This is a genomic window from Streptomyces xanthochromogenes (assembly GCF_014650455.1).
Classification (GTDB): domain Bacteria; phylum Actinomycetota; class Actinomycetes; order Streptomycetales; family Streptomycetaceae; genus Streptomyces; species Streptomyces xanthochromogenes.
The window spans coordinates 211187-224363 of sequence record NZ_BMUZ01000008.1 but is presented as its reverse complement, the minus strand read 5'-3'; the positions used below and the strand labels follow the sequence as shown (position 1 = coordinate 224363).

The 13177-nt window shown below is 65.0% G+C and carries 9 protein-coding genes; all 9 read right to left on the bottom strand.

The features are described from left to right. Positions 1-11: 11 nt before the first annotated feature. Entirely contained in the window at positions 12-2777 is a 2766-nt protein-coding gene (locus IE267_RS22000) for a carbohydrate-binding protein (RefSeq protein WP_189764370.1), read from the bottom strand. 31 nt (positions 2778-2808) lie between these two features. After that, positions 2809-3633: a hypothetical protein gene (locus tag IE267_RS21995; RefSeq protein WP_189764369.1), complete on the bottom strand. Its 825-nt coding sequence runs from the start codon at positions 3631-3633 to the stop codon at positions 2809-2811. Continuing rightward, positions 3633-5138 carry a baseplate J/gp47 family protein gene (locus IE267_RS21990; protein WP_189764368.1) on the bottom strand — a complete coding sequence of 502 codons (1506 nt, stop codon included), beginning with the start codon at positions 5136-5138 and terminating at the stop codon, positions 3633-3635. Before IE267_RS21990 ends, IE267_RS21995 begins: the two co-directional genes overlap by 1 nt. A gap of 62 nt (positions 5139-5200) precedes the next feature. Continuing rightward, positions 5201-5605 carry a GPW/gp25 family protein gene (locus IE267_RS21985; protein ID WP_189764367.1) on the bottom strand — a complete coding sequence of 135 codons (405 nt, stop codon included), beginning with the start codon at positions 5603-5605 and terminating at the stop codon, positions 5201-5203. After that, positions 5598-7745: a phage baseplate assembly protein V gene (locus tag IE267_RS21980; protein ID WP_189764366.1), complete on the bottom strand. Its 2148-nt coding sequence runs from the start codon at positions 7743-7745 to the stop codon at positions 5598-5600. Before IE267_RS21980 ends, IE267_RS21985 begins: the two co-directional genes overlap by 8 nt. Next, positions 7745-8929, bottom strand: coding sequence for a hypothetical protein (locus IE267_RS21975; RefSeq protein ID WP_189764365.1), 1185 nt, complete (start codon positions 8927-8929; stop codon positions 7745-7747). Before IE267_RS21975 ends, IE267_RS21980 begins: the two co-directional genes overlap by 1 nt. Then, complete coding sequence (locus IE267_RS21970) at positions 8919-9197, bottom strand: hypothetical protein (protein ID WP_189764364.1); 279 nt, start codon at positions 9195-9197, stop codon at positions 8919-8921. The genes IE267_RS21975 and IE267_RS21970 overlap by 11 nt, the downstream gene beginning before the upstream one ends. A gap of 10 nt (positions 9198-9207) precedes the next feature. Continuing rightward, positions 9208-9921 (bottom strand): hypothetical protein, encoded by a 714-nt coding sequence (locus IE267_RS21965; protein ID WP_189764363.1) that lies wholly within the window; start codon positions 9919-9921, stop codon positions 9208-9210. Further along, the gene (locus IE267_RS21960; protein WP_189764362.1) at positions 9921-13118 is read right to left on the bottom strand and encodes an NlpC/P60 family protein; all 3198 of its coding nucleotides are present in this window, start codon (positions 13116-13118) and stop codon (positions 9921-9923) included. The genes IE267_RS21965 and IE267_RS21960 overlap by 1 nt, the downstream gene beginning before the upstream one ends. Positions 13119-13177 lie beyond the last annotated feature (59 nt).

Genomic DNA, 13177 nt, shown 5'->3' with positions numbered 1-13177 from the left:
AGTTCATTGGGCTACCTCTTCATCTCTACGAGGCCCACGTAGGTTCCGACCATGGCAGTGTCCGACGCGTTGGTGTAGCGGAGTACCTCGGTGACGCCGTACTTGATGCCCGTCGACTTCTTGACGGAGATGGTCCGTGTTCCGGTGTAGGAGACGGTGATCCGTTCGCCGTCCTTGAACTCGGGCCAGGCGCCCAGTCGGACAGCCTGGTACGCGCCGTTGCTCAGGGTGACCCGGTACAGGCCGTCCCGCGCAGCCAGGGTGAAGACGACCAGCGAGGCTGGATCGGTGATGAAGAACGCGAGGCCCTGCATCGCCAGGGGATCGGCGGGCCGCGACAGGACGGTTGCCGAGATGGTGAACGGCTTGGCGCCCGTGGTGTCCGCGCTGATCGCCGAGGGCCGGGTCAGGAGCGTGGTGAGGTAGGTGCCTCCCGGACCTGTGGATCCCTCAGCATGGGCGGCTCCCCCGGATACTGGCCAGCGTCCTCCGGTCGTGGTCCATGTCTCGGTGTCCGTGGCGCCGACGGATGTGCCCTTGAGGTCATCGAGGTTCACGTCGAAGCGGTCGTAGAGGACGCCTGTAGAGGAGCGGCTGGATGAGTCGATGTTGGCCATGAGGGTGGCGCTGTCGTCGTACCAGGCGACCTCGCAGGCAAGGTTGGTGAGCTTCGTGCCGGTGCTGAGGCGTGCGTGAGCACTTGCGGTCACCATTTCGACGTCTCCCCCGGCGAATGACCAGGCGACGCTGTCCTGGGGTGAGGCGGGCGGTCGGACACCCTGGCTCGGTGCCACGGCCTCAAACCGGTACCGGCCGTAGGAGACGATGTCGCGTCGGGCATAGGTGCGGTCGGGGGTCCAGGCGTAGACCCGGGGAATGGGCACGCCGTAGCTGGTGACGAGGCTCGCGTCGGGGGTGACCTGTCCTGCGGTGACCAGTGAGGGGCGCCAGACTCTCTTGGATTTGCCGGGCTCCTGTCCGCTTCCGGCGGTGGCGATGGCTTCCCAGGTGCGGCTGTTGTAGGTGACGAGGCTGCCGACGCGGTAGGTGACCGTCGGGTCCCATGTACGCGTCTGGGCGGGCGAGATGGAGGACAGGGTGTAGGACTCGCCCGCTGTGGGCGTGGTGAACGTCAGGCTCGTCCCTGCGTATTGGGTTCCGGCGACGGGTGTCATGCCGCTCTGAATGCCGAGGGTGCCCGGCGGCATGCGGGTGGCCGCTCCGTCCTTGCGCAGCCACCAGGTGGACGGGTCCATCGTGACGGCGTTGCTTTGCAGTGCCCAGTCGCGCGGTGTTGCGGTGACCGGCTCCCAGAACAGGGCGGAGTCCGGCTGGCCGGTGGGTGCGACTGGCGCCGACCGGCTGTCGATGGGTGTGAGCGTGAAGGAGTTGACGCCCATCTGCCATCCTCCGGAAGCGGCGTTTCGCCCACGGGAGGTGAAGGTGAGCGTGTGTGCGCCCGCCGTGAGAGCGAACCGTCCGATGTTTACGGTTGCCGAGGCGATGGTGCGGAAGTACCCGTCGAAGGTGTTGACTATCTGACCGTCCAGGGCCGTGGTCATGATGCTGTAGTCGTAGCTCGTCGTGTAGAGGGCGGCTACGTCATAGGTGGCTGCGGTGTCCACGGTGACGGTGAGGGTGAAGGACTCGCCGTCCTTGAATCCCTTCGCGAACACGCGACTGCCTATCTTGTCCGTCTGAGCCACCACCTGCCCCTGGCTCTGGACGGCGGTGGCCGGGAGCAGCGAGGGCGCACTGATCAGCTTGGCGGCCGTCTTGGCCCGGTAGATCTGGCCGCCGTACATGACGTATTCGCCTGCGGCGTACCGGATTCCGGCTTTCCAGTCCTGGTAGACCGGGTGCCAGATACCCGACTGGTCCTGGTCGATGAGCAGGTTGGGTGTGCGGCTGAACTCGGCGTCCCATCCCGTCACGTCCTGGATCAGCTGCCGCAACCCGTCCTCGGATCCCTTGAGCCTGGCGGTGAGGGTCGAGTTGTCCACGCGGCGGCGTCGCAGCGTGGCGCGGTTGGACAGCGGGCACTCCAGGCCGAGAGAGTCAGCCGCCCGCTCGGTTTGCGTGATGGTGCTGTGCTGCTGGTCCCTGAGCCGCATCGCGTTGTCGAGTTCCGTCTTCATGACATCGAACTCGAAGCCCGGCAGCGCGAGATACTTCGCCAGCGTCTGGTTGCTGACACCCCCTTCGAGGCCGGTGATTTCCTCGGCGGCGGTGCGGTAGGCCGGAGGTATCAGCTGGTACATGCGCTCGGCGTAGCGGTGGTCAGCGACAGACAGGCTGGCCGCACCGCCTGCGCGGACCCACACGGTGGCAGTGGTGGTGACGCTCCAGGCATTGGAGGCACCGCCAGGGATGACTCCGCTATGGGTCACCTGGCAGATGTAGGAGACACCTTGGTAGGTGACGCAGTCGCCGGGCTGGTAGGTCGAGGCCGACGACCAGGCGACGAAGGGGGCAGACACGAAGACGGCGTAGTAGTAGTACCTGCCGGGGACCAGGTCGGTGTCGAGGTAGGTAGATACTAGGCCCTGGTGGTCGCTCTCCATCAGCACGTCGCCGTCGTCCGCGTCGCCCGGGATGCCGTGCGGGTTGCGCACCAGGCGCAGGCGGACCCAACTGTCCTCCTTGGACGGGGACCAGGTGAGCTGGATCGTGCGGGCGTCTGTGGGTGTGGCCGTCATGGGTTCTACGCTGAACTCGACGCGGACGTCCGCGCCGTATTTGGACTGGGCGTAGAAGTCGAGACCGTACTGGGCCATGTCTGGTACCTCGGATCAGGGCTGCGGTTGGCTACTGGGGCAGCGGATCTGCGTCCCACGGCGGGCGCGTGACGAACTGTGAGGGCAGTGCCCGGATGTAGGTGAGTCCGATCCAGGTGAACGCGGTCTGCGGCCCGATGGGGTCGTTCACGGGCGCGTTGGCGATCTTTAGGTTTCCCATGTGCCGGATGCTGACGGACAGCCGTTCGCCCTGATACCAGGGACCGGCATAGGTCGGATTGACCAGGTGGAACCCGTTGGTTCCCATCGGGGCCGTATCGCTGTCAGTGGCCACGTCGGTGGACAGGCCCTCGATGTCGATGCTGGTGAAGAGGGAGTGATCGGTCGACTTGGTGCCTGGCTTCCGCGAGGGGATCCACATCATGGTGCGGGCGGCGACGACCCACCAGCCGGTCTGCGGGCAGGTCAGCGAGAACGTGGGCCGGACCGCCAGACCGAGAGGGTCGATGACAGGGACATCGAACCGCGCGGGATGCCAGTCGCTGCTCGGTTGGTTGGGCTGGTCCGCGTTGACGGTCTGCGGAATGAGGGTGCCGCTGGAGCGGATGGACGCGATCGGCAGGTTCCACCCGGTGCGCGCGGCGTCCAAGAGGCCTGTCTGCTGGTAGGCCAGCCTCTCGATGTCCCGCTGCATGTTGTCGAGCCGTGCGTCAACGGACGTGTACTTCGTGGTCTTTCCCGTGCTGTCGACGTACTCGGTGGGCATTACTCCCAGGGTGCTCTCGATGCCCGCGATCTCGTCCTGGATCTCGTTGACGTCCTCCGCCATCACATAATCGCGCTGGTTGGCATGCTGCGGCCAGCGGCGGACGGCTTTGGGGTACTGACTGGGCACTAGAGACCTCCGTCGGTGACGATGTACAGATCACCGGGCACCGGGATTTCCCAGTCCCGGCAGATGACGTCCTGAGCCCCTGACTGCACTCCGTCGGCCCTGGCGAAGAGGCTGATGCGGGCGTACTCGACTCCCGGAATGCCGTCGAGGATCCGGTACACACGGGAAATCGGAATGGTCATGCCGAACGAACTGCTGGCGTCGGACAGGAGTTGCTGGAGAGCCTGCTTGCCCGCCCGGAGGGCGTCTTCTCTGCGGTGATTCGGGTACAGGCCCAGCACGATCGGGTCGTCAGGCTTGCCCATGTTCACCTTGACCAGGTCGCCCGGCGACACCGAGACACGTACTCCGGCGACGGCTCGGCCCTGGAGGAACCGCTCCACCTTGTCGATCAGATCGAGAGTGGGGATCGCATTCGCTGCCCCAACAATGCGCACGTTCACGGACGTTGTGGCATTGGAGAGCGCACGTGCTTTCGCGACGCCCGGCACCGACAACGCAAGATCGGCGTAGTCGCGCTGGCTGACCGCACGGTCCTGTGTCCGGTGCGCCTTGGGCGCGTTGACGCGGATCGATTCCAGTGATTCCGGGTCCCGGCCACCTGTCATCGCGCTGGACGAGACGATGTAGACACCGGCCTGTCCGTTCATGATGTCCCGGACCGAGTTCGCCTGAATGTTCCCGACGGTGCCACCACCTGTGCGGTAGGCCGCGTACACGGTCTGCCCGATCGACGGGACCGAGCCGGTCAGACCGTCCCCGAACACCAGGGTCGTCGAGCGGCCGTCGGCACCGGCTTGGAAGACCTTGTCGAGCGGGCCCCATTCGAGGAGCGAGGTGACCTGCTGCCATTCCACCGCGTCACTGCCCTCGTCCACGAAGACCCGGATGCTGTCGAGAACGACGGGCGCCTCGGCCAAGACAAACGCCTGCTCGACAGACCCAGTTGACACACCGAGCGTCTCGCAGGTGATCTCCTGCTCCTCGGCTGTATTACGCAGGATGCGCAGGGGTGTGGTGCCTGCGGTCTCACCCTCCATGACGGGGATGGTGGCCGACCCGCCAGCTGCGGCGAGGGTGGCGTCCTGCATCGTCTCGTAGATCAGCGGCCGGTCCAGGGCCTCGATGAAATCCGTGGTGAGCCGGGTGCCGCTGGGGACGAAGACGGCGGCGGCCTGTGACTCCTCCGTCGCCAGGACGACCGATCCGGCGGCGGGTGCCGCGACGTCCGGGGTGTAGCCGAGCATGCGGGCCAATTCGAGGATCGACTCGCGGCGGGTCGCGGTCGACAGGAAGGCCTCACGGGCGGCGGCGTCCTGGTAGTAGGACAGAATGTCCCCGAGGTAGGCCATGACCTCGACCAGGGTCACGCCGAAGTCAGCGGTACTCCGGCCGGTCCATTCAGGAAATATCTGAGCCGCGTGGTTGAGCATGGCCTCACGGAAACCGTCGAAGTCCTTTGACGTGTAGTCGATGGACTTCACTCCGGGCTTTCTTTCCGCCATTCCATCTCCTGGGGCCGTTGACGCAGGTTCCTCCAATTCTGCGTCCAGCCCCAAGAAACCTATTAGTACACGTCGACCCGCCCGCCAGGGCGGATCACAATGTCCTCTGGCTGCGCGCTTGTTGCTTCCGGGTCGGTATTCGAGTAGCCAATGTCGACGAACACGTCTGCAATGCCCTGCTCGTCCTCCCGCATGACCGGCTCAATGGCCTTGACGACGGCCTTGGGTTCCCATCGGCTGGTGGATGCCTGCACGGTGTGCCGGAGGGCATCACGTGTGATGGCATCATTCGAGGCGAAGAGGAAGGCGCGGAGGTCCGTTCCGAAATCAGGCTGCATGACGCGTTCCGTCGGCGAGGTCGCGACAACAGCCCGCACCCGTTGGGCGAGTTGGCGGTCAGGATGTTCCACGACAGCCACCTTGCCGCTGGAATCGAGAGAGAAGGGAACCGACAGCTGCTTAGACATTGTCAAACCTTCCGCTGGTGTTGGGGCCCTTGTATTCGACTGCCATCCGTACGTCCGTTGCCGTCCCCGTTCCGCCGGACCGCAGGCCCAGCTGGATTTTTGAACCCGCGCGCAGTGTCGACATCACCACGCCGGAAACACCCTGCGCGTTCGACGAGTTCGGTTCGAGCGACCAGACGCGGAAACCCTTTCCGCCAGCGGTCAGCCAGATACGCCCCGACGGGATCGTCACGCCCCACGTGCAGTTCACCTTGATTTCGTAGACGCCGTCCTTGGTCGTATAGACGGCGTCCGGCTCCTGCGGCGAGTAGAGACCGCTGTCGTTCTGCACCAGGACGGCAGTCCAGGGGAACGTGGAGGAGGTGCTGTTGAGAGGGACACTGTCGGCGTGGACGAGTATGTAGGGCTTCTTCTCCGCGAGGGTGAGCCACTTGCCGTTGACCTTGGCCACGATGGTTTCGGAGTCCGCCATCACATAAGCATCCCCATCGGCCGGACGCAGCGCGTCCCGTACCCGGGTGCTGGCGACCGTCTGGATGTGTGCCGTCTGGTCGGTCCCGGCGGCCAGCTGCTGTGCAAGGCGCGCGGGGTTGCCTGCGCGGATGGGCTCGACGGCGAGTTGTGCGCCCGATATCTGGTTCGTCTGTCCGTTGGTGCCTGCTGTGGAGTTGGCGGAGCACCAGTACTGCGGGGTGACGGTGACGGTGGACCCGGGTGTGAGGCCGGTGAGGATGTACCGCTTGGTGTCGAAGAGGCCGAAGCCCTTGCCTTTGGTCGTCAGGACATGCGCGACTCCGTCGCCGCTCCACGCGTAGTCGCCCGTGATTTTCCAGCCCAGGCGCAACTCGCTGGTGTCCGACTCGTCCGACCACATGGATGCACTGACGCTCACCGCGAGAGCGCCGGTCGGGGGCACTTTGGTGGTGATGGGAGCCCACTGGGCGGGTGTGTAGTCGATCCATGTGGACTGGCCCAGGTAGATGGGCTGCGTCCGCTGCATGGTGCCCTGGACGGGCAGGTCGGGGCTGTCCATGACCGGCTCAATGACGAACTGACCGTTCTGGGCCAGGAATGTGGTGGCGCTGAGCGAGCTGTTGGTTCCATACGCCGGACGGAATCGGACCACGTCGCCCGGAGTCATCCCGGTGAGCAGGGTCCGGCGTGTACCCGCACACGCAGCGTTGTAATTGATGCTCGCGGCCTGCTTGACCTGACTGCTGAGCTGGTCTGTCCAGCCGCTTGTTCCGCTCGCCGTCCAGCTGAACCACAGCCCGTTGCCAACTGTCGGTGACGACGGCGACATCAGACCCGAGATCGACACGAACACTTTGCCCGAGGGAGGGACCACGGCCGTGATCTCTGCCAGCTCATCCTCAGGAAAGTAGGTGTCGGTGGCGTTCATGAACTTCGGCGGCCGGGACTGCTGGGTGGCGATCGGAGGGGAGGGCGACAGCGGCACCGGTTCGACCACCAGCCGACCGTCAGCGATTTTGGTGTAGTCCCCTGCTTCTCCGTCCACGAAGAGGTACATCGGCCGGACCGTGATGTTGTGCCCGGGGGTCAGCCCCTGAGCCAGCCAGCGCCTCATGCCTGAGGCACCGTTCACACCCGGCGCCGTCACCCCTACCTTGGTGCCCTGGCGCGAGAACTCAGCCGCCCGGCCGCCGAGCAGCACATAGGCCCGCGCGTCCTCGTCATAGACCGCCCACGACAGGGATGCCAGCGAAGTCGTCTTCTTCCCCGCGAAAAGCGTGCCGGATACCGAGATGAACAGGCTGCCCGACGGTGGCACCACGGTGGCTACGTTGTCCCACGCGGCATCGAACAGAAAGAAAGAGCCCTGGACTCCCAGGTAGGTGACAGGTGCCTTCTGCACAGTCATCAGCGGCTCGATGGGATCGTAATCATCAGCCGTAGGTGCCACCGGGCTCGCCAGATAGACCGGCTGGGAGGTGTCACCACCCTCGTAGAGCACCCACACCTGCTCCCCCACCGCCGGGACACGCGTTCCGGCAAAGGCGGGGCGAGCCCAGCACTGCGTCGCTGCTCCGGAGAGCTGAGGCACTTGCAGACGAACACGGCCCCGTGCCAGCGGATCGCTGGTGCTGGCCACCACTGCCTGGTAGGTCGCAGTACTCATCAGCGCGCTCCGATGTACTGGGCGTGCCAGCGCCCATTGGACAGGGCGGTCGTCGAACTGGCCGGGCCCAGATCGGTGTTGTGTATCGCGTCCAGGCCGTCACTGCGGTTGCGGCCCACCATGACATCGCACCGGTAGGTCGAGAGCCGGGAGTCGGTGGGGTGGATCTCCATGTGGTGGGACGCCTCGCGCACCATCCACGTACCGATGGCCGACGGCCCCATGCCCACTCCCTGGAGCCAGATCTCGTGACCCACCTTGACCCTGGCGTCCCCTCGCACGCGTGCCCTCGCCTGCACCCACAGGGCGCCGGAGGCCGACGCTCCCGCAGCGTTGCTGGAGGCTTCGGCCTGACTCGCACTCGGGCGGTCGGTGGCGTACACGGTGTACCGGGCTCCGGCCGAAGCACGTGCCACGGTCCGCGACAGGACACGGGTGCTGCGGTTGTATCCGTAGGCCTCGACGCGCTGGCGCCTGCCGCCAGCAGGCTCCAGCTCTCCGGAGACCATGTCGAAGGTGTAGACCGTGTCTTTGATGCCGGGGATCTTGGTGAGGTGGAAGGCGGGGATCTCCCGGCTCCGCCGCAGAGACACCAACGGCTGAGTGAGATAGAGCGAGGTGTTGTCGACGACGAGCCGCAGTCCGTACTCCGCTGCAAGGTCCCGCAGAAAAGTAAAATCGCTCTGGGCGATCTGGGCACGTTCCGTGCGCACGGAGATCGTGCTCCGCTGGATGAGGGGCGCCAGGCGGTAGCCACGGCAGATGGTCCTGGCAATGAAGGACGGCGACGCCGACGACCAGGAGCGATTCTGCTGGGATTGCATGTCGCTGGTGGCCCCCGTCAGTGTGTAGGTGACGGACACCTCCGCGTTCATGATGAACTTCGCGTCTGTCTCAGCGCTTTCGATGCGGTGCGCGTGGACGTACCCATAGAAGTCGACGGCCTGGTGAGGTCCTGAGCCGTAGACCAGGTGGATAGGGGTCCCCTCGGCAAGCAGGCGGCCCGAGTTGAGGAGCCAGCCCTGGATACTCTCGCTGCGCGGCGCGGAGAACTGGACCGTCAACTCGACCACAGGATGGGCGCCTTCCGCGAAATGCGCATCCATCCGCGTCACGTACTGGCGGGCGGCAGCCACCTTCGGGCACACGATGCTCACGTGCGGAGCGAACGTCTTAATCGGCATAGGGAATCCTGACGATCGTGCCCGGCTTCACGTCAGTCCAGTCAAGGATCTCGGGATTCACGTCGGCGAAACGCCACCACTGAGCCGGGTCCTGGTAGTACTCGTATGCCACCGAGTCAACTCTGTCCTGATCGCTCCAGCGGTATCTGACAACCCGTGCACGAATCTCTTCCGGAGCCGCAGGAACAATCACACGGCGGGACTCCCCGTTCTCATCAGTGACGACCTCAATAGTGTTCGCTGCGTAACGCGAAGTGCTGCCTATCATGCCCTCAACTTTAATTCGGCTGCGGCAGACCAGTTATCGTCAGACTGACCGAGGAGCGCTGCGGAATCATACTCTGCGTGTAGTGGACATAGTCGATCGATATATTGCTGATGAATCCGTAGTAGAACAGGCTGTCTCCGCCCCCGAAGTAGGCGTAGACCGGCCGCATCTGCATGGGCCCTGTCACCGTGTCCGGCAGGCTTCCGATGTCCGAGGACGGTGTACTTTCCGGATCACTGCTGGCACCGGCCGCACTGCTCGTCCGGGATTTCGAGTTGATGCCGACGATGTTGTACAGCGCATTGTGGTCGAACATCACCCCGTACTTCGCCTGGGGCGTCTTACGGCCACTGAGAATGTCGTAGGTCCGGTCGAAGAAGAGACTGAAGGAGCAGGACGAGGCAATCGGCAGGACTGCGGTTCCCGTGTCCGACTCTGATCTCTGCCATTCCGCTGGCATCATGTTGGCCATGTCCAGGCTATGTGTGACGCTGACAGTCGACGGATTGTAGGCGAATTGAAGGTAATAGGGATTGCGGTCCTTCTTCGGCACCTGGCTGGTATCCGTGACGATGTACCCGCTGGGAAACGTCAGGTGGTCGTCCTTGCCGGACCCGATGTTCCCTCCCCACCAGCCGATTCCTCCTGTGGGAAGCTGGCGGGGGTCGACCTGGCCGTTGCTGTGCTGGTCGAGATTCAGTTCTTTGTGTATGCGCGAGAACACTAGGCTCCCACCCCGATTTCCTTGATACGACGGTCGGCGGCTATGGCGTCTACGATCTGGCGTCCCGCCTGAGTGGCCGCACTGCTGCTCGCGGAGCCCTGGATGCAGACGGTGATGGCCCCTTGGGCGAACTGGAGGGACACGCCGCTTCCAGCTGAACCGCTCCCCCGTCGGCCTCCCTGCACCACCTCGTTGGTCGTCGACTTCACCGGGATGGATTCCTGGAGCAGGGCGTTGCGAATGGTCTTCGCTGTGCGGGCGGGCACGATCATCTCGCCCTTATGGACCTGGGCGATCTCGTCCTGCGGGAGATCCCAGGCGCCCACGGCATAGCCCTTGGGGGGCTTGTCGGGGTCGGCCTGCTGTACATCCTCAATCCCGCCGTAGCGCGCCTTGATCCAACCGATGGCGGCTGCGGCAGAAGCTGCCGGGTCGCTCTGGCTGTTGGGCAGAGACTTGGCGCGGTACGCCTTGAACGTGCTGCCGATCACCTGGAAGAGGCCCACGCTCGGATCGCCCGACTTGGCGTTGCTGTCCCAGTCGTTACGGGCGTCCGACTTGTACGCCGACTCCCGGTAGGAAATGGCCGTCAGGCCACGTGCCCACTTTGCGCCGGATACATTCTTTGCGGCCATGCCACGCTGGATAGCGGCCTTCACCCAGCCAGGAGGTGCTGGAACCTTGGTGTAACGGCCGTTGATGGCACCCCAGTTGTAGCCGCCGGAGTCGACGTCCGCTCCAGCGGAATCATCACCGCCCTCGGCGCTCTTCGCAGACTTGCCGGATGTCCCGGACCCGGCAGGCCCCTGGCCGCCAGCGCCGAGAGCTGCCGCCAGCGCGTCGATCTCATTGACGCTGCCATAGGCGTTGGTGACCGCACCTATGGTGCTGCTGCCGGTTTTAGCGGAGTTGTCGTTGCCTGCTCCGGCCTCTGAGGAGGAGGATCCCCGATCGTCACTCGCAAAAGTGTCGCCGCCACCCGCGAGGAACCGGCGGACAGCCACATACTTCCCGAAATGGTCTTCCGAGTCGACGCGAATCTTCTGCCCCGTTCTGGGGGCATGCACGATTTTCCCGCCGCCCAGATACATGACAACGTGCCCCGAGTTCGGGAACATCAAGTCACCAGGGCGACGGTCCTTGTAGTCGACGCCCTTGCCTTCGGTCATCTGCTGCTGTGTAGTACGGCCAAGCTTCACGCCGACCTTGGCGTAGGCATACTGCATCAGGCTGGAGCAGTCGAACCCGACGTATTTGGCGCCCTGCGCAAATCCCCTTGAAGGGCCGCCAGGACCTCCGCCTCCCCACGAATAGTCGACACCCAGCTGCGACATAGCGGCACGGATCGCTCCGTTGGCCGACCCTTGGTTGAGGTTAGCGCGTGTTGAATTCTTAGAGGAGCTGCTTGAAGAATTTCCGCTGCCCGATCCACCTCCCGCAGACGCGCCGCCTCCGATCAGCCCGCCGACGCCGCCGACGATGCCGCCGACCAGTGCTCCGGCTCCAGTTCCTATGCCTGGGACAATCGAGCCGATGCCCGCCCCGACGAGCGCGCCGCTTCCGGCACCACTGAGCGTGCTCGTCAAACGGCCGCCGCTTCCGGCTTCAACGCCCTGCGCTCCACCGACGGCGTGTTTGACGCCCGGCAGTTCCAGGACCGAGTTCAACGCTTGCTTGAACTTGATGACCACATCGGTGGTTGCCTGAAGTGCGGGCGCAAAACCGTCCTGCATCTGACTGTCGTGGCGGCGCTCCTCGCCCTCCTGCCGCTTCCTCTGGTTGATCAGGTTGTCGACGTCCAGGCCGCCGTCGGTGAGTTTGTCGCGGGCCTTCTTGGCCAGCGAGCCTGTGCCACCCGCGTCCTGAAGGAGTTTGTCGTACTCGTCGGCCGTGCCCCCGCTGGATTCCTGCCAGCGCGCCTGTGACTGGAGCTGGTTGAGCCGCTGCTCGACCCAGTCCTGGTCCTGGCCCATCTGCCGGGCCTGCGCCTCAAGGGTGGTGCGCAGGGAGCCACCCTGCTCGGACGCCGCCCGCACGTTCTGCGACGTGTACCCCTTACGGAAGACCTGGCTGAGAATGTTGGAGTTGAGCTGCGACTGGGACACACGGCTACCGCCCGCGCCGATGGTCGGACCCATGCCCATGACCTGATAAAGCATCGAGGCCTGCGGCGTGTACATTGCCGTCATCATCCGCGCCGAATCGGCCACGCCCATCGACGGGTCGAGCAGTGCGTAGCCTGACGCCTGCTTGTGCAGGATGCGCCGTTCGGGAAGGTCGCGACCCATTCCCAGGCGACGGTCGACCTCGAAGAGGCCGGAATTCAGGTCCTCCGTGCTGAGCGCCGTGGAGGAATGCATGGCGTCATTGCGCAGGCTGTTCTTCTGCGACCAGTAGCCCTTGCTTGTGTCGCCCCAGTTGCTGTACGCGAAACTGGCGTAGCGGTCCATCTCGTACGCCTGGTCCTGCATGTGGTCGGCGCGCGCGCTGAACTTCCCGGCACCCCAGGACACGGCTCGGCCCGCAGCCTGGCCCAGCCCGAAATACAGGCGATTGGCGCCGCCAGCACCGCTGGGACCCGAGGGAGTTCCCCATCCGCCGCCCAAGAGGCTGCCGCCTCCACCGCTACCGCCCGCACCCGGACTGCCAGGGCCGCCCGAACTCCCCGGACCCGGGCGGTAGGGGGGACGCGGCGGAATGCCGCCCGCACCACCTACGCGCATCGTCAGAGCAGCACGAGCCCGCGCGATGGACTCATCCCGCACGCGGCGTGCCTCATCCTGCGCATCACGCATGGCCTGCTGCTGCCGTCGCGCCTCGTCAGCCCGGCGGGCATTCGCATCGAGGCGGTCACGGTTGGCCTGCTCACGCTGGCGCCGCGCAGCGTCCTCACGCTGGCGCCGCTCATCGGCAGCCTGAGCTGTCCGCGAGTTCTGTGCGCCCACCTGCGATTGGCCCGCAGGCGATGCCGAGTTGGCCGAGGGAAAAGCGGTCGGCTTGCTCCCCAGCCCCGAGCCGACGCCGACTCCAGCGCTCTGGAAGGCCTTCTGGAAGGCCTTGTTGATGCGCGACACATTTGTGGCCAGCACCTTGATCTGTGCTTCCAGATCATCGACGCTTTTTGCCACGGAGGCGGTGCCGAGGAGGCGCCCGGCCACGTTGGGCTCGCCCCTCACGCCGGGGTCATTGGATGGCATTAGTAGCCGTCGCCTCCTTCCGTTCCTTGTTCCACAGCGCGAGGTCGCGCCAGTAATGG

Bases quoted from the DNA above. Each gene is read 5' to 3' on its own strand.
- IE267_RS21985 (WP_189764367.1), bottom strand. From the start codon at position 5,605: ATGTCTAAGCAGCTGTCGGTTCCCTTCTCTCTCGATTCCAGCGGCAAG.
- IE267_RS21960 (WP_189764362.1), bottom strand. From the start codon at position 13,118: ATGCCATCCAATGACCCCGGCGTGAGGGGCGAGCCCAACGTGGCCGGG.
- IE267_RS21980 (WP_189764366.1), bottom strand. From the start codon at position 7,745: ATGAGTACTGCGACCTACCAGGCAGTGGTGGCCAGCACCAGCGATCCG.
- IE267_RS21990 (WP_189764368.1), bottom strand. From the start codon at position 5,138: ATGGCGGAAAGAAAGCCCGGAGTGAAGTCCATCGACTACACGTCAAAG.
- IE267_RS22000 (WP_189764370.1), bottom strand. From the start codon at position 2,777: ATGGCCCAGTACGGTCTCGACTTCTACGCCCAGTCCAAATACGGCGCG.
- IE267_RS21970 (WP_189764364.1), bottom strand. From the start codon at position 9,197: ATGATAGGCAGCACTTCGCGTTACGCAGCGAACACTATTGAGGTCGTC.
- IE267_RS21975 (WP_189764365.1), bottom strand. From the start codon at position 8,929: ATGCCGATTAAGACGTTCGCTCCGCACGTGAGCATCGTGTGCCCGAAG.